This is a genomic window from Desulfosoma caldarium (genome assembly GCF_003751385.1).
GTDB lineage: Bacteria > Desulfobacterota > Syntrophobacteria > Syntrophobacterales > DSM-9756 > Desulfosoma > Desulfosoma caldarium.
This window is the reverse complement of record NZ_RJVA01000013.1, coordinates 113,392-129,447: the sequence shown is the minus strand read 5'-3', so window position 1 is coordinate 129,447 and position 16,056 is coordinate 113,392. Positions and strand designations below refer to the sequence as shown.

General features: G+C 57.8%; 14 protein-coding genes. 3 read left to right on the top strand and 11 right to left on the bottom strand.

Translation table 11 applies throughout. The features are described 5' to 3' along the window. Positions 1-54: 54 nt before the first annotated feature. The 3 genes from EDC27_RS10910 to EDC27_RS10900 all read right to left on the bottom strand — a co-directional run bounded on the left by EDC27_RS10910 (position 55) and on the right by EDC27_RS10900 (position 5,741). Complete coding sequence (locus EDC27_RS10910) at positions 55-1,380, bottom strand: DUF362 domain-containing protein (protein WP_245994465.1); 1,326 nt, start codon at positions 1,378-1,380, stop codon at positions 55-57. Between the two features lie 34 nt (positions 1,381-1,414). Then, complete coding sequence (carB, locus tag EDC27_RS10905; protein WP_123290657.1) at positions 1,415-4,618, bottom strand: carbamoyl-phosphate synthase large subunit; 3,204 nt, start codon at positions 4,616-4,618, stop codon at positions 1,415-1,417. A gap of 223 nt (positions 4,619-4,841) precedes the next feature. Further along, the gene (locus tag EDC27_RS10900; RefSeq protein WP_123290656.1) at positions 4,842-5,741 is read right to left on the bottom strand and encodes a Tim44 domain-containing protein; all 900 of its coding nucleotides are present in this window, start codon (positions 5,739-5,741) and stop codon (positions 4,842-4,844) included. Positions 5,742-5,881: 140 nt separating this feature from the next. On the opposite strand from EDC27_RS10900, the gene EDC27_RS10895 reads away from it, so the two are divergent. Continuing rightward, positions 5,882-6,202, top strand: a complete 321-nt coding sequence (locus EDC27_RS10895; protein ID WP_123290655.1) for a heavy metal-binding domain-containing protein — start codon at positions 5,882-5,884, stop codon at positions 6,200-6,202. Here EDC27_RS10895 and EDC27_RS16305 read toward each other — a convergent pair. The 6 genes from EDC27_RS16305 to EDC27_RS10865 all read right to left on the bottom strand — a co-directional run bounded on the left by EDC27_RS16305 (position 6,199) and on the right by EDC27_RS10865 (position 9,294). Continuing rightward, positions 6,199-6,978 (bottom strand): thymidylate synthase family protein, encoded by a 780-nt coding sequence (locus tag EDC27_RS16305; protein WP_211334873.1) that lies wholly within the window; start codon positions 6,976-6,978, stop codon positions 6,199-6,201. The genes EDC27_RS10895 and EDC27_RS16305 overlap by 4 nt on opposite strands. A 181-nt stretch (positions 6,979-7,159) precedes the next feature. Then, positions 7,160-7,399 (bottom strand): hypothetical protein, encoded by a 240-nt coding sequence (locus EDC27_RS10885; RefSeq protein WP_123290654.1) that lies wholly within the window; start codon positions 7,397-7,399, stop codon positions 7,160-7,162. Next, complete coding sequence (locus EDC27_RS10880) at positions 7,360-7,854, bottom strand: hypothetical protein (RefSeq protein WP_123290653.1); 495 nt, start codon at positions 7,852-7,854, stop codon at positions 7,360-7,362. Before EDC27_RS10880 ends, EDC27_RS10885 begins: the two co-directional genes overlap by 40 nt. Before the next feature lie 8 nt (positions 7,855-7,862). Beyond that, positions 7,863-8,108 carry a sulfurtransferase TusA family protein gene (locus EDC27_RS10875; RefSeq protein WP_148045742.1) on the bottom strand — a complete coding sequence of 82 codons (246 nt, stop codon included), beginning with the start codon at positions 8,106-8,108 and terminating at the stop codon, positions 7,863-7,865. A gap of 102 nt (positions 8,109-8,210) precedes the next feature. After that, a complete protein-coding gene (locus EDC27_RS10870) occupies positions 8,211-8,768 on the bottom strand; it encodes a DsrE/DsrF/DrsH-like family protein (RefSeq protein WP_211334872.1) in 558 nt (185 codons plus the stop codon). Positions 8,769-8,817: 49 nt separating this feature from the next. Further along, a complete protein-coding gene (locus EDC27_RS10865) occupies positions 8,818-9,294 on the bottom strand; it encodes a MarR family winged helix-turn-helix transcriptional regulator (RefSeq protein WP_123290651.1) in 477 nt (158 codons plus the stop codon). Positions 9,295-9,562: 268 nt separating this feature from the next. Between EDC27_RS10865 and EDC27_RS10860 the strand changes: the two genes are divergently transcribed. Beyond that, positions 9,563-10,387, top strand: a complete 825-nt coding sequence (locus tag EDC27_RS10860; protein ID WP_123290650.1) for a sterol desaturase family protein — start codon at positions 9,563-9,565, stop codon at positions 10,385-10,387. Between the two features lie 211 nt (positions 10,388-10,598). Then, on the top strand, positions 10,599-12,011 hold the full coding sequence (locus EDC27_RS10855; RefSeq protein ID WP_123290649.1) for a coiled-coil domain-containing protein: 1,413 nt from the start codon (positions 10,599-10,601) through the stop codon (positions 12,009-12,011). Positions 12,012-12,139: 128 nt separating this feature from the next. Here EDC27_RS10855 and EDC27_RS10850 read toward each other — a convergent pair whose 3' ends face one another. Further along, positions 12,140-12,787, bottom strand: coding sequence for a superoxide dismutase (locus tag EDC27_RS10850; protein ID WP_123290942.1), 648 nt, complete (start codon positions 12,785-12,787; stop codon positions 12,140-12,142). A gap of 333 nt (positions 12,788-13,120) precedes the next feature. Then, positions 13,121-14,527 carry a DNA recombination protein RmuC gene (gene rmuC / locus EDC27_RS10845; RefSeq protein WP_123290941.1) on the bottom strand — a complete coding sequence of 469 codons (1,407 nt, stop codon included), beginning with the start codon at positions 14,525-14,527 and terminating at the stop codon, positions 13,121-13,123. Positions 14,528-16,056 lie beyond the last annotated feature (1,529 nt).

Here is a 16,056-nt window from a genome sequence, read left to right as displayed (position 1 = left end):
CCTGCCATTTCCGTCGGCTGAAAAATTCTCAAAATCCAGAAAAGCCCGCGTTATTCAGGTAGCCTGGTAAAAAGACTCGTCAAATTCAGGCCGTCCCGCGTATTTTTTCATGAACCGACCTGGATACAGCGCGGCGTTTTCCAAAAAGAGTAAATCCACCGGTATGCCGGCTTCATGAAAAGCTCGGGCAATCTCGGCCGGTTTGGGCGGGCAGCCGGCAACGGGGATGGCATGACGAATCGCTTCGTTGTTTCGATGGAGTCGGGTCATGCATCGCCCCAAAAGGATCGTGTGTTTCATGCCCGGTGTAGGGGTCATGGCCTTTCCCGTGAGCACCTCCACATCGTCCCATGGCGTGCCCTGCCAGGCGCGAGCAATGGCTGTCAGAATCAATCCGTTCATGAAGGAACAATAAGTGCACAGCGTGTCATCGTACTTTCGATAGCTCACCCCTTGAATGCCCATGGCGGCCATGGCCATGGGAAGCGTCCCCTGCGCATTGTAGTCAAAGGTGTAGGCGTGAGGGCGCCTCAGGGCGTCCAGTGAGGCTCCGACCACGAGCACATCGGACAGGTCCCCGGGGCGGCCGGCCTCTTGAGCCGCCCAAGCCAGGTGCGGCACGTCCTGGGCCGAGTATCCCAGGAGGGCTGCACCGACCAGGTCCGCCGACAGAACATCGCGTGAAGCCACGAGAACATTCATGCGATGGGCCGTGCCGTCAAAGGCCGGCCCTCGTTCATTGCTGTAGATGCCGTCGATGAGCGTCAACATGGGAGGCAGGCCCTTGGGCAGAGCCGCCACCATGCGGTGGAGGTTCCAATGGGCGTCGATGCTGTGGCAGCGCTTTCGTGACGCGAGATCGATCAAGCCTTTCACATTCTTGATGCCCAAACTGACCACCGTTTGGGCGTGGGTTTTGAGGACGGGAAGATTCACGATAAGGTCGCTGTCCAGAGCATCCACGTTGAAAGCCAGTTCCACGCCATCGCCTATGGACACCTTGCGAAAGGGCCTTTGAAAAACGTCCACCAGCTGAACCCCGTACCGCTTGGCCAAGGTCTCATAGCCTAAACCGCGAAAGGCCCGCTCGGCCAGCCCCCTGTCCTTGGGGTTGAGGTTCACGAGACCTTCACCGAGAACGATGCGATGCACGCCGGCTTCCTTGAGGCAACGCACCATATCTTCCACTACCCGCGTGGTGGTGATGACTCCCCATTTGGGAAAAGGGATCTCGGAAGTCCAGCATACCACGTTGGGTTTGACAAAAACGCGGGTGTGGGGCCCCAAGTCGCCAAGGCCCCCGGCGGCCTGCAGCGCCTGAACGACCGAGTCATAAGGTTTTTCGTAAGGTATGAGCCCGACGCGATGCATGCTTTCCATAGTTCAACCTCGCCCGGCAGGTTCAATCCCGGCTTCATCGAGTGGTTGCATGGTATTCCTGAAGCGATTTGACATCCCCGTGCCCGCGACGCCACGCCTCGATGCCTCGGGCCGCCGCTTCAGCCGCCGCAATGGTGGTGATGTACGGGATCTTGTATTTGACGGCCGTTTTGCGAATGTAGGAATCGTCGTATTCGCTGCGCCGCCCGCTGGGGGTGTTGATGACCAGTTGAATGTCGCCGTTTTTCAAGGCATCCACAATATTGGGACGCCCTTCGTGCATCTTGTCGATGGGTTCGCAGGCGAGCCCGTTGTCCCGAAAATAGCGGCAGGTGCCGCGGGTCGCTCGAAGGCGAAATCCCATCTGATGAAACCGCTTGGCCACTTCCAAGGCTGCAGGCTTGTCTTTGTCGGTTACGGTAAAGAGCACGCAACCTTCTTCGGGTAACCGCTGTAGCGCCGCATCTTCGGCCTTGAAGAAGGCCAAACCAAAGGAATCCGCCAGGCCCAGGACTTCGCCCGTGGAACGCATTTCCGGCCCCAGCACCGGGTCCACTTCCGGAAACATGTCAAATGGAAACACGGCTTCCTTCACCCCGTAATGGTGCAGAACCCGCGACCCGGAAAGCCCCAGGTCCGCAAGGGATTTTCCCAGCATGAGCTCGGTGGCCAGGCGCGCCATGGGAATGGCGCAGACTTTGGAAACCAGGGGAACGGTTCGGGAAGCGCGCGGATTGGCTTCCAGCACATAAACCGTGTCGTTGGCAATGGCGTACTGGATGTTCATGAGACCCACGACGTGGAGTTCCACGGCAAGGCGGCGGGTGTATTCTCGAATCGTTTCCAAGTGGCGCGCCGGAATACTGATGGGCGGAATGACGCAGGCCGAATCCCCCGAATGAATGCCCGCCCTCTCGATGTGTTCCATGACCGCCGGCACGAAAGCATCCTTGCCGTCCGCCAGAGCGTCGGCTTCTGCTTCGATGGCATCTTCCAGAAAACGGTCGATGAGAATGGGGCGGTCCGGGGTTACGCCTACGGCCGCCAAAACGTATTCGCGCAGCATCTCTTCGTCATAGACCACTTCCATGCCGCGGCCTCCCAGAACATAGGACGGCCTCACCATCAAAGGATAGCCGATGCGTTTGGCCACGTCCAAAGCTTCTTCCAAGCTGCTGGCCATCCCCGAATCGGGCATGGGAATACCGAGAGCTTCCATGCGCTTTCGAAAGCGGTCTCGATCTTCCGCCAAGTCGATGGCGTCGGGAGAAGTGCCCAAAATGGTGACACCCGCCTCGGCCAGCTCTCGAGCGATATTGAGCGGCGTTTGGCCGCCGAACTGCACCACAACACCGATGGGCTTTTCCTTTTCATAGATGGCCAGGATGTCTTCGACCGTAACGGGTTCAAAGTAGAGCTTGTCCGACGTGTCGTAATCCGTGGAAACCGTTTCGGGATTGCAGTTGACCATAATGGTTTCATAGCCCAAATCTTTCAGGGCAAAGGCCGCATGGACACAGCAATAGTCGAATTCAATGCCCTGGCCGATGCGGTTGGGCCCTCCCCCGATGACCATCACCTTGGGACGATCGCTGGTCTGCACCTGGTCCGCAGCGTTGTACGTGGAATAGTAATAGGCCGCGTTTTCCACGCCGCTCACGGGCAAAATGTGCCAGCCTTGAACGATGCCCAGGCTCTTTCGCCGTTCTCGAATGGCCTTTTCCGGAACGTTCAAAAGATTTGCCAAGTACCGGTCGCTAAAGCCGTCCTGTTTGGCGCGGCGCAATAGATCCTCGGGAAGGTCCTTGCCTCGATAGGTGAGGATTTCTTCTTCCAGAAGGACCAGTTCCCGCATCTGTTCCAAGAAATAGGGCTTGATGAATGTCTTCTGATACAAAGTGTCGATATCCACCCCCCGGCGCAAGGCCTCGTAAATGAGAAAATACCGTTCGCTGCTGGGTTCGGCGAGCATGTTTAGCAGCTCTTCCAGGGGCTTTGTGTGAAAGTCACGGGCAAAACCCAGGCCATATCGGCCGATTTCCAGGGAGCGCACCGCCTTTTGCAAAGCTTCCTTGAAATTTTTGCCGATGCTCATGACCTCGCCAACGGCCCGCATTTGCGTACCCAGCTTGTCGTGGGAACCGGGAAACTTTTCAAAGGCCCATCGTGCGAATTTCGCCACCACGTAATCACCCCATGGCGCGTATTTTTCCAAGGTGCCTTCTTTCCAATAGGGAATTTCATCCAGGGTGACGCCGGTGGCCAACATGGCCGAAATGAGGGCGATGGGAAAGCCGGTGGCCTTGGAAGCCAGAGCCGAAGACCTGGAAGTTCTCGGGTTGATTTCAATGACCACCACGCGGCCTGTCTTGGGATCATGGGCAAACTGGATGTTGGTGCCGCCAATCACCTCAATGGCTTGCACAATGGCGTAGGACGCTTCCTGCAGCCGTTTTTGCAAGGCGGGATCAATGGTGAGCATGGGCGCGGTGCAAAAGGAATCGCCCGTGTGCACCCCCATGGCGTCCACATTTTCGATGAAGCACACGGTGATGCATTGGTTCTTTGCATCTCGGACCACTTCCAGTTCCAATTCTTCCCAGCCCAGCACCGATTCTTCCACAAGAATCTGCCCCACCATACTGGCGGCGAGACCGCGGCTGGCCACCGTGCGCAGTTCCTCCACGTTGTACACCAGACCACCCCCCGTGCCGCCAAGGGTGTAGGCTGGCCGAATGACCACAGGATAGCCCAGTTGCGCGGCGATTCCTTCCGCCTCCTCGACACTGAAGGCCGGCTGGCTGCGGGGCATCTCAATCCCCAGCCGATGCATCGTTTCTTTGAAAGCGATGCGGTCTTCCCCGCGTTCGATGGCATCGGCCTGCACTCCGATGATGCGCACGCCGTATCGCTCCAAAATGCCCTGGCGGTGAAGTTGGGCCGTGAGGTTTAAGCCAGTTTGTCCGCCCAGGTTCGGCAACACCGCATCGGGCCTCTCCTTGGCAATGATCTTTTCCAGATATTCTACCGTCAGGGGTTCCAGGTAGGTCACATCGGCCATGCCTGGATCGGTCATGATGGTGGCGGGATTGGAATTGACCAGCACGATCTGGTAGCCGAGCTTGCGCAGGGCCTTGCAGGCTTGGGTGCCCGAATAGTCGAATTCGCAGGCCTGGCCGATGACAATGGGCCCTGAGCCGATGATCAACACCTTGTGAATGTCCTGTCTTCTGGGCATGGGAAAACCGCCTCCGATTTGAGGTTAAGATATGTTTCAAAGACAGAGAGAAGCTGGCCAAGAGTTCGGGCGGGGACTATAGCAGAGAGGCCCGTGTTTTGCATAGAAGCTTGTTGAAAAAGTGGTGCCAAAGGTCCGGGCAGCCTTGAAAAAGGCAAAAAAAAAGGCCTCGAGGTGAGGCCGTGAGGGTCAGTTTGATTAAATGAATGTGGAGTTCGGCAGGCTACCCGGCCACCTGCTGCAACCCTTCCACGATCCACGATGGCGAGGCCCCTTGGCGCCGAAAGTGCCACAGCTCTCGAACCTGTTTGGCCATTTCCTGGTCGGTTTCCCGCATCATGACGTCAAAGAGCACCGACGCCACTCGGTCACCGTCCATGTCTCGCACTTCCAGAAGCTCGGGTTGAATCCACAAAAGATACGTGCGACTCGGCTGAGGATCCTCCTGGGCTTGGCGCTGAATTTCTTCAAAGACTTCAGGGGACACGAAGGGTTGAATGGCCTTGAGGTCTCGCCGATCCCACGCTTCCTGCAGTTGCACATAGAGCGCCTTGGCCTTTTCAAGGAAATCGTGAGCATCAAAGTCTTCGGGGACCGAAGTGTGCGCAGCGCCGGACGCCGTTTCCACTCCCGTCCTGAAAGAACCCGCGCGATCAAAGCCCTGTGACGATTCCGCCCAAGGTCCAGAACCGGCGGTGTTGAATCCCGATGCTGAGGACGTCGCCAGGCGCCTCGCTTTTAGAAAGCGAAACAGAAGAAACAAACCGCCGCCGATAACGAGAAGATCCAACAGGCTGGGCCCACCCCATGCGTGGGCTCCCCCAAAAAGAAGCGAGCCCACGAGACCGCCCAGGAGCAGACCGCCTAGCATGCCTCCCCAGGAACGTGTCGGTGACGACAGGGGCGATCTTGGCATGGCGCCGCCGCTCATCTGCCCAGGGGCGCTTCTGGGAAAGGAATAAGTCTTTGAAGGGGCCGGAGCGCTCCGCTGATAACTGGGCCGACTTCCAAAAGATTTTCCACCTCCAAAGCGCGCCGCATCCGCCACGTCGGCCCAGAGGGTCCACAGAAAAAATCCCAGAACACACAGCCCACACAAGACAAGTAAACGCTTTTTGTCCACGGCTTCTCTTCCTTTCAGCTCCAAAATTTCACGCCACTCAAGGCGCGCGAAACCCGTTGTTTTTCTCAAACCAATTTCGTAAGCGTAAAAGTAACCAAGTTAAACAGGCAGGGCAACCCAAAATGGACGGAGGATAAGCCATGATCCTCACCACGACCCCGAACGTGGAAGGACGCAGCATCACAGCCTATCTTGGCATCGTCACAGGCGAAGCCATCATGGGAGCCAATCTTTTTCGCGATCTTTTTGCGGGCATTCGAGACATTGTGGGCGGCCGAGCGGCGGCTTACGAAAAGGAACTGCGCAAGGCTCGAGAGACGGCCTTGGAAGAGATCAGGGCCGCCGCGCTCAGCTTGGGAGCGGACGCCGTGGTGGGCGTGGACATCGACTACGAGGTGCTGGGGCAAAAGAACGGCATGCTCATGGTGAGCGTGAGCGGCACGGCGGTGCGGCTGGGCTAAGAGGCGTTTCGTGGCGTGTTGAGGTAGAGGCGCAACCGCGCCAGGTCAAAATAGGCTTCGGCCAGACCCAGTTTCAGACACGTGACAAACATTTCACCATCTTCCACGCCGATCTGCTGTGCCATGTATTCCTTGACCAACTGCAGGCACGCCAGATTGGCGGGAAGCCCGTTCCACAGGTTCCAGCTACGAAAATGAACGCTGAAGTGCAGCTTGCCGTATTTGATGGCCGTGTCCACACCGCGCAGACACTGGGTCGTTCCGGGTTCTTTTTTGTTGAAGGCGTTGGAAATGGATCGCTCGCGAAGCATCTTTCCCGTGGCCCGATCCGTGACGCGAATCACATCTTCATAGTCCACGGACTCATCGTAAAAGAGTAAGCTTTCGGGACGCCCGACGGTCATGTAGCAGTGCTTGGTGCCAGGGCCGTTCTTGCGGTAGTAATCGATAACCCATTCGATTTGCCAGGCCAAATCCTGCCCGTAGGTGTAGTGTTCTCCGGGTTGGACCACATCCGTCATGTAGTAGGGAAGGTATTTTTCCGCATAGCCCGGCTCCACGGGATTGGGAATGCCCACGCCGGGAGGAATATCGGGTTCCAGGGGACGCGAACCCGGATGCGTGATCTGGGCCGACACAAAGTCTAGCTCCCATCGCTTGGTGGGCGTGCTGCCCTTGTCGACCTTGTATTCCCGGCCTTCCTCTACGGCCTTGCGCACCAGCTGGTACCACAGATCCGGAATATCCCGCGCCGTCACGAACACTGCCTTAAGCATGGTTGGCCCCTTTCCATCCATCGTCTCCATTTGCGTGCCGCACCACGCCCATGGATATAGCTTTGCGGCGCGCCGAGGACAACCGGGTTTCGTCGGAATCGTTTCGGCACAGAGCCGAGGCGCCCCCCGAGAATCTTTTCCCAGGGAAAAGCGCCGGCCGGCGCCCCGGCCACAGCATTTCTCAAAAGCGCCACGTAAAGCCGAAGGCCACAATGTTTTCGCTCAAGGTTGATTTCATTTCCACCGGCTGCCCGGTGATGTCGGTTCCCGACTCGTTCACACTCTTTTTGAGAGCATGAACAAGGCCTGCATGCGCCGAAAACCGTGGTGTGACATGATAGCCGATCCCGAAGGTCAGATGATGTTCCACGATGGCGGGAACTACGACGATTCGGAAAGATTCATCGTCATAGGTGGACATGGTTTTTCCCTGAACAGACACCGGCACCTGCCTGTTGAAACCATCGTGGGTTTCAAGAGGTTTTCTCCGTAACAGGAACCGGCACGCGGGGTCTGCTTGGTGGTGGGTTTAGACTGGACTCCTGCGCCCAGTAGCCACATGTCTTTCCAATGGAAATCCTCATAGCCGTTGGCATCCGACCAGTTCAACCATTTCACGTCGGCTTCCAGCAGCAATTTGTTGTTGACACGGTAGGCGCCCCCAAAGGCGATCTGTTGCGGCGATTCCAAATTGAGGCGATCAAGGCTGCCGTCCCCGTCGAAGTCGGCCATCTCGTCGCGGTTGACATTTTGGGGTGAAGTGTCGCTGAAACCGAGGAAGACACGATCCGTCGCTTTGTCGATCATGCCCAGTTGGACGCCCATGTCGTAGCCGGACGACAAACTCTGGCGAAGGTCCAGGGTGGCGTCGTCCACGTGAAGCGCTATGCCGAAGGAAAACTTATCAAAAGCTGCAAGGCAACGGCCGGAGCGAATTTCATGATGGCCGGTTCGCTGTAGGCCCCGGCAACCAAGGGGAAAGATCCCATGGGACCAAAGTTGTAAAACCCCGGTTGATCCACTGCCGTGCCCTTGTCATCCACGCCCAGGATCTGCCCCACCGTAAGATCCATGATTCCCTTGCTCACCTTCACCCCCGGCGTGGGACACAGCAACCCTTGCAAATCCATGAGACCTTGCCTGCTCGAAAGGTCTCGCCCATCATCCATTCGCCCTTTATCGATGCGGGGACACGTCCCCAATTTCCCCTCGCTCTCCAGTGGACCGAGGATCTAAATGAAAAGCTGCACGCGGCTGTCCATGGCTTCTCCTAGAAATGTGCCCACGCCACAAAAATCCAAGGCCGGATACGCTATCATCTCTTCCCGCTTGAACCCCATGAGCTCCATGGAAAGTGTGCACACATAAATCCGCACTCCCAATTCTCCCGCCACGGCGATCATCTGCTCCAAGCTGGCCACGTTCTTCTGCTTCATGAGGTTCTTCATCATGGCCGTGCCCAAGCCGCCCATATTCATCTTGGACAGCTTTACAGAACGGGCCCCCTTGGGCAGCATGGTGCCGAACATCTTGCCCATGAAATCCTTGTCTTCCACCTTCTTAGCAGGGTCGCGCAAAATCGGCGTGGCCCAGAAGGTGAAAAACATGACCACCTCCATGTCCATGGCCGCCGCGCCCGTCGCAATGATGAAAGCCGCCAAAGCGCGGTCCAGATCACCGCTGAAAACCACCATGGCAAGCTTGTTGGACGGCACCTTTTCCTGAAGGGCGTCCAGTTGAGCTCGCATTTCCGCCAGCTGTTTTTCCACCGCCGCCAAATCGTGTGTCATCAGCGCCTCCTTTAGTTAACACTATGAATCATATGCCGCAAAAAAAACCTTAGAACACCTTTTGCTTGACCGCTTCCATGCTCGTGCGCAATCGTTCCAGAACCCTCAGCACCTGTGTGCGCTCTTCCGGCTCCAGTTCCTGGAGGATCATTTCATGAAGTGCCGTGATGAAAGCCGCCATTTCGTCGCACTTAGCCCGGCCCTTTGGGGTAAGGCTGATCAGTTTGATGCGGCCGTCGGCCGGATCGTCGATGCACTGCACCAGGCCCTTGTCCAACAACCCATTGACGATCTTGGTGACGCGGCTCTTGGCCACGTCCATCTTTAGGGCAATCCCTTTGGCCGTCAGGTACTTGTCTTCGCGAAAGAGCATTAGGCAGCGCAATTCCGCATCGGGAAGGCCAAACTTCTTGGAAAGATCCGCCGCCCGCCCCTCGCAGCACCGGACCACCTCCTGCATGAGCGCCTGGAACCGCTGCACTTGAAATCGAAAATAGTCATCTCGAGTAAAATTCTTATCGTTCATAGTGTGAACATATGAACCGAAAAATGTGCTCGAGTCAAGGAAAAAGTTGCGGCCTCAGGGCTGCCTTGTGTTCCATCCGGGTGGGGACTCTTGAAAAGGGGCCTTGAATGTGTCAGTGAGGCTGCAGGGGGGCCACGGTGGAGGACGTGTTTTGCACCGCAGCGTGTGGGCCACTTGCGCTTCACGGCGCCCACGGCTTCGAAGAAAAGGCCTGGTCAAAGGCAACCCAACGGGCATGGCAGAGACCCTTGCGATGAGGGAGTTCGCGATGGAGCCCGATGTTCTAGAATGGCGCGTTCGTATGGCGTGTTTTCTTGCCGTATTTGCGGCCGTGGCGATTTTGGAAGCCGTCTTTCCTCGGCGCCGGCGCACCCAGCCCAAAACAGGGCGATGGGTGAGCAATCTGGCCATGATCGGGCTAGGAAATCTATTGACCCGGGCCGCTTCTCCCTTGGTTCCTGCCGGGATCGCCGCCGTGGCGGCTCGGCACGGTTGGGGCCTTTTGCCCGCCCTGGACCTTTCCCCAGGCGCTGGGGTGCTCCTGAGCGTGATAGCGCTGGACGGCGTGATTTACCTGCAGCACGTTTTGACCCACGCACTGCCCAGCCTGTGGCGCTTGCACATGGTGCACCATGCGGACCTGGACCTGGACTGCACCACGGGGGTTCGCTTTCATCCTGTGGAAATTTTCCTTTCGGCAGGACTCAAGAGCGCTGCCGTGGCCGCCTTGGGAGCCCCGGTGACGGCCGTGGTGCTTTTTGAAGTTGTGCTGAACGGATGCTCGGTCTTCAATCATGCCAACCTAAAGCTTCCTCGCATGGTCGATCGCATCCTTCGGCTGGTCTTGGTGACTCCCGACATGCATCGCGTGCACCATTCGGTGATTATTCGAGAAACCCACAGCAATTTCGGGTTTTGCCTTTCCTGGTGGGATCGCCTGTTCGGCACCTACAAGGCCCAGCCGGAAAAGGGGCACGACGGCATGACGCTCGGTTTGAGTCAGTTTCGGGACCCCACGCGGCTCGGCCTTGGGAACCTTCTTGTGCTTCCGATCACGGGAGATCCCGGCCGCCAGCCCATCAACCGCCACTGAGGTCATCTTCTTTCCCCGGTCTGCATCAGAGGGCGTATGGCTGACATCACCCCGGCCCAATGGCTTTGTGAAATCTAGACCCGACCGTCACGGCCCCTTTACGTGGCCGCACGGCCGGGAGTATGGCCTTTTGGGTTGTCGCGTTTCTTAAATTTGGTATGTTTAAACGAAAATGACGTTAGTACGATCGCAAAAGGGGAAAACCATCGAAATGCCTTCCGTGGCTTTGATGAAAAAACTCAGTGCACTGGAGCCGGCCGTTCGAGACGCTCTTCTTGCTGTAATGGAGGAAATGGCAAGTCAAAAGGTGCAGGAAGAATCCGTCACTCGAGAGGCCTTTGACGAACTCACCAATGTGGTCAAAAGGCTTGCCGCAGCCCAAGAGTTTACGGCGCAATCCTTGCAAAGCCTTGCCGATGCGCAAGCACGAACCGAACAGCGACTCGCCGAAACTCAGACCCAAACCGAACAGCGCCTCTGTGCCCTCGCCCAAGCCCAGGAAAGAACGGAACGGCAACTCGAAAAGCTCGCTCAAGCACAAAGCCAAACCGAACAGCGACTTCACGTCTTTGCCGATACGATCCAGCGACTCGCCGAAGCCCAGGAAAGGACCGATCAACATCTATCGGCCCTCACCGAGCACGTCCAGCGCCTTGCCGAGGCCCAGGAAAGAACGGAACGCCGACTCGAAGAGCTTGCTCAAGCTCAAAGCCAAACTGAACAGCGACTGCACGTCTTTGCCGATACGATCCAGCGACTCGCCGAAGCCCAGGAAAGGACCGAACAACATCTATCGGCCCTCTCCGAGCACATCCAGCGCCTTGCCGAGGCCCAGGAAAGAACGGAACGGCAACTCGAAGAACTCGCTCAAGCTCAAAGCCAAACCGAACAGCGACTCTCTGCCCTCACCGAACGCGTCGATCGCCTCGCCGAAGCCCAGGAAAGAACGGAACAGCAACTCGAAAAGCTCGCTCAAGCTCAAAGCCAAACCGAACAGCGACTCTCTGCACTCACCGAACGCGTCGATCGCCTCGCCGAAGCCCAGGAAAGAACGGAACGCCGACTTGAAGAGCTCGCTCAAGCTCAAAGCCAAACTGAACAGCGCCTCAATGCACTCACCGAACGCGTCGATCGCCTCGCCGAAGCCCAGGAAAGAACGGAAAAACGCTTAGACGAGCTCGCCTCCGCTCAAATTGCGCTCCAGGAAACCGTCGAACGGCTGGGGTTCGGCTTGGGGGCTGTACGCGACCAGGTGGGAGGGCTTTCCCGCACCATGGCCTATGCCTTGGAAAATGAAGCCTACCGCCGCCTGCCGGATTTTCTTAGGGAGCGGCACGGCATCGTCGTGCTGGAACGTCTTGTGCGCACGGAAATCGCCGGCAGGGAGGTCAACTTTTTCGGCCGTGTGCGTAAGGATGGACAAGAGGGGCATTTGGTGGGCGAATCCGTGCTTCGCCTTGACGATCGGGCAAAGCTCGCTCAGATCCAGGCAACCATGGACGCCGTGGAAGAGGCTCTGGGCGGCCCGGTGATTCCGGTGATCGTTACCCACTTCGCAAAAAAGGACGTCTTAGAAAAAGCCAGACAGCGGAGCATTCTGGTCATCCAAAGCTTTGAGTGGTGATCTTCCCCCCACCTAAGAATAGATGCCTTCATCGCACTAACGCGGCGCCGGCGTCGAAACCCCGTGCGGCTCGGGTTCGATGCTCCATCGCGTTCCGGCGGCCGCAGGGGGTCCCGGCCGGCGGCGACTCATGCGACGCCGAGGTTCTTGGCCACAAAAGACCAGTCAACGAGGTGCGTCATGAAAGCCTGGACATAGTCTGCTCGGCGGTTCTGGTAATCCAGGTAATACGCATGCTCCCAGACATCGATGGTGAGCAAGGGCTTTTGACCGTGGGCAATGGGTGTATCGGCGTTGGACGTCTGCACGATCTTCAGCACGCCGGCCTCTTCCACAAGCCAGGCCCAACCGCTGCCGAAAAGACTCACGGCGGCGGCGCGAAACTGCTCCATAAAAGCCTGCGGACTCCCAAAGTCCTTGATGAACCTTTGGGTCAGGCTCACATCGGGTTGGCCGCCGCCCCCGGCACGCATGCAGCGCCAGTAGAAGGTATGGTTCCACACCTGTGCGGCATTGTTGAAAACAGCCTTTTGTTCCGGCTTGTCCACCGTCGCCTTAATGATTTCTTCCAGGCTCATGACAGCCAAAGGCGTTCCCTGCACCAGCTTTTTGAGATTGACGGCATAGCCCAGATGGTGTTTGCCGTAGTGAAAGGAAAGTGTCCTGCCCGAAAGATGGGGCTCCAGCGCATTTTCGGGATATGGCAAGGGCGGCACCTCCCAGGCGGGGGAGCCCTGAATCTTCTGCGCCCACGCCGGTGGCACGGCCCCCGGCATGGCCAAAATCGCCGTCCCGGTCGCCATGCCTTGAAGAAACGTTCGCCGACTCATCTCAGATTTCTTGTGCTCCTGCATTTGCGTCCTCCCTCTTCATGATCGCCATGGGCCATTCTCAGCTAAGGGCCGCCCCCATGATCAGGCTATGCCTTGCCTCATCCACACATAACGATGGGCTTCACGATCGACAACACCGCGGGGGTATCCTCTCAAAGCGTTATAGAGGGTTTAGGGCTTTGAGGGCTTCGTGGGGTCAGCCCTGCCTCACCGAAAGGCGCAGCATCCGCCCACAGGCTATCCCGGAATGGTTTTGACCCGGCCGCCATGACCGAGTCAGGAAAGATCCGGAGCGCTCAACTCGCGCGGAGTGGTTTCGATGGGAACCAAAGCGGGAATTTCGTCGCCCGAAGCGGCCCCTAAGTCCCTGAACCGGCGTGCGGCCGCCAGAACCCGGCTTTCCAAAGAACCTACCGTGTTATTGTAGGCTTTGGTTGCGTTGTCCAGTTGACGGCCCATATCGGCCATGTGCTTAGCCATGGTTTTCAGGCGCTCATAAAGGAGTTTTCCTAATTCACTGATCTCCATGGCGTTTCTGGCCATCTGTTCCTGGCGCCATCCATAGGCCACGGCCCGCAGCAGGGCAATGAGGGTTGTCGGGGTGGCCAGGATCACTTTCTTGCCGAGAGCATCCTCCAGAAGACTTTGATCGGCATCCAATGCGGCACTAAAAAACGATTCTCCGGGAATAAACATGACCACGAATTCGGGTGTGTTTTCAAATTGTTTCCAATACTTCTTGTCGGCCAGAAGGTGCATGTGGGCCCGTACCTGCGTGGCGTGCTTCTTGAGGGCATCTCGGCGTTTCTCATGGGAATCGGCAGCCACGGCGTCCAGGTAGGCTTCTAGAGAGACTTTAGCGTCCACGATGATGTCCCGGCCTGCCGGCAAATGGACCACAAGGTCAGGGCGCAGGCGCCCGTCTTCGCCGTGGCTACTGACCTGTTCCGAAAAGTCGCAATGCTCGGAAAGGCCGGCCAGTTCCACAACGCGACGCAGGGTCATTTCCCCCCAGCGGCCGCGCACCTGAGGTCGCCGCAGGGCATTGACCAGGTTGGCCGTTTCCTTTTGCAAACTCTGGTATCCCGCAGCCAGAAGTCTCAGGTGTTCTGTGAGCCCGGAATAGGCTTCCTGCCGGCTTTTTTCAATGGACCGAAGGTGCTCTTCAAACTTTGCCAGCGTGTCTTCGAGAGGTTTCACCAACCCTTGAATGGCTTCCTGGCGCCGACCGAAATCGCCCCGCGCCTCGGCCAGAACTTTTTCCAAAGCTTCTTTGGCCAGCTGCAAGAAAGCCTGAGAACTGTTCTGAAGGGACTCCCCGGCCAGGGCCTTGAAGGTGTCCGTCAAACGCGCCTTGGCTTCGTCGAGAAGGGCCTTTTCTTCCTCGAGGCGCTTGAGGGTTTCCGCCAAACGCGTTTCGGCCTTGACCTTTGCCGTGCGCTCGGCAGCCAAATCCTCTCGCAGCGTCTCGGTTTTCTCGCTCAGGGTTTGACACTGGGCGCGAAGTTCTGCCACGGTCGCTTCCAGAACGGAGCCGCGATTTTCCGCCTCAAGGGCTCGCCGTTCCAGCGCTTCCTGAGCCGCCCGATGAGAGCCACGCGCTTGAGTCCACGCCAGGAGTCCAAAGATGAGCCCACCCAGGAGGAACCCCGCCAAAGCATACACACCGTGAAGCACGTCCATTGCCCCGCCTCCCATGAACATCAAGATGCCTCGATGGCGCTTTGGACCCCATCTGCCGCAACGTGCGGAGGATTTTGTTACGGGGATCCTACCACGTCCAGAGCCACGGGCCAACCACGGGGCCTTGCCCCATCCACGTCGCCGCCGTGCAGGGGCAGACCCCTGCGTCCGCCTAGAAACGGACCAACTACGGGCTTTGCCCCTACGGAATACCGCAACGTTCCCGATTTCCGACGCTCTATCAGGCTCCAGGAAGACGCCCGCACCAACCACAACCCCCACGTGGGGGCGGACCCCTGCGTCCGCCCCTACACAGGTTTTTCGGCGGCCACCTGCGCCGTCTTGGAAGAAAAATTCGCCTATGGGCGCCAACGTGGCCTTCAACCTTTACACCACAGCTGGAGCAGACGGTTCTTAAATACATGACAAAGCGTGGCCGCATCACCCCACAGGAGGCGGCGGAACTGTGCCGCATCGCCCCCCAACCAAGCAACGCGTCGTTGTGTCGGCTCGTGCACGATGGTCCTTCGGTGCGCCGTGATACACCCAAAGGGGCTTGCTATGATCGAGGACAAAAGATATGCGCGCGCTCATACGTCTTGCAGAGCCGATCATCGTCTGCGCCAGATAAGGGGCACGCGCTGTTCGAATGTTCGGTTACGTGCCTTACGGTGAAGCGGACGAAGCAGTGAACATGGACTTCCCTTTGGAACTGGAGCCGGGCCGTACCCTCTTTGACTTGGGAGGGCTCCAACATAAGTTGGCAACGCCACGGGTGACGACTTTAAGACGATCCCCATCGTTTGAGCCACGACGTGAACATGGCCGTGGAGCGTTGGGCAATTGGTCGCAGGGTCTTTGCTGCTCCCCATACGACGGCAAATCGTTCCTACACGTAAGACGACCATATCCAATCGCTGAACCCCGTTTTGAGCATTTCGAAGTGGAGATGACGGTACTTGGGGCAAGTAACAAGCAAGGCTATAGTCCAGTAGGTGGTGCCAGAAAGAACGTTGGTGGAACAATTGGAAGTCGCGTGTGAGCCGATCGATGACCAGAACGAGATGAAACGAGCAGGAATCCCGCACCCTTGCCGCTCGGCGCGACGCGCTGCGGCCCAGGCTCATCCGTGGCGAGATGCGGGGAAAGGATGCGGAGCCGTTTTTGAAGGAGATGGGGCTATGATTTTCTATGCCCGAGTGACCCGCCGTCGTTCCTACGAAACCGCCGCTCCATCCGCCTGAAGGGACACGATGACACCCAGCCGGTGGCGCATTTCGTCACCATCGTGACGCAGAATCGGCAATGCCTGTTTGCGGATGTGGTTTATGGAAAAATGCCGTTGAATGATGCGGGACGGATGGTCCAATCGCTTTGGGACATAACTCCGTCGTTTTTTTATCCCGGCGTGAAAACGGACGCCTTCGTTATCATGCCCCATCACATCCACGCCATCATCATTCTCGTAGGGGCAGGCTCCCGTGTTTGCGCCGATAGCCCCCGTGCTTCTCCTGACCAGGGGCAGCTAC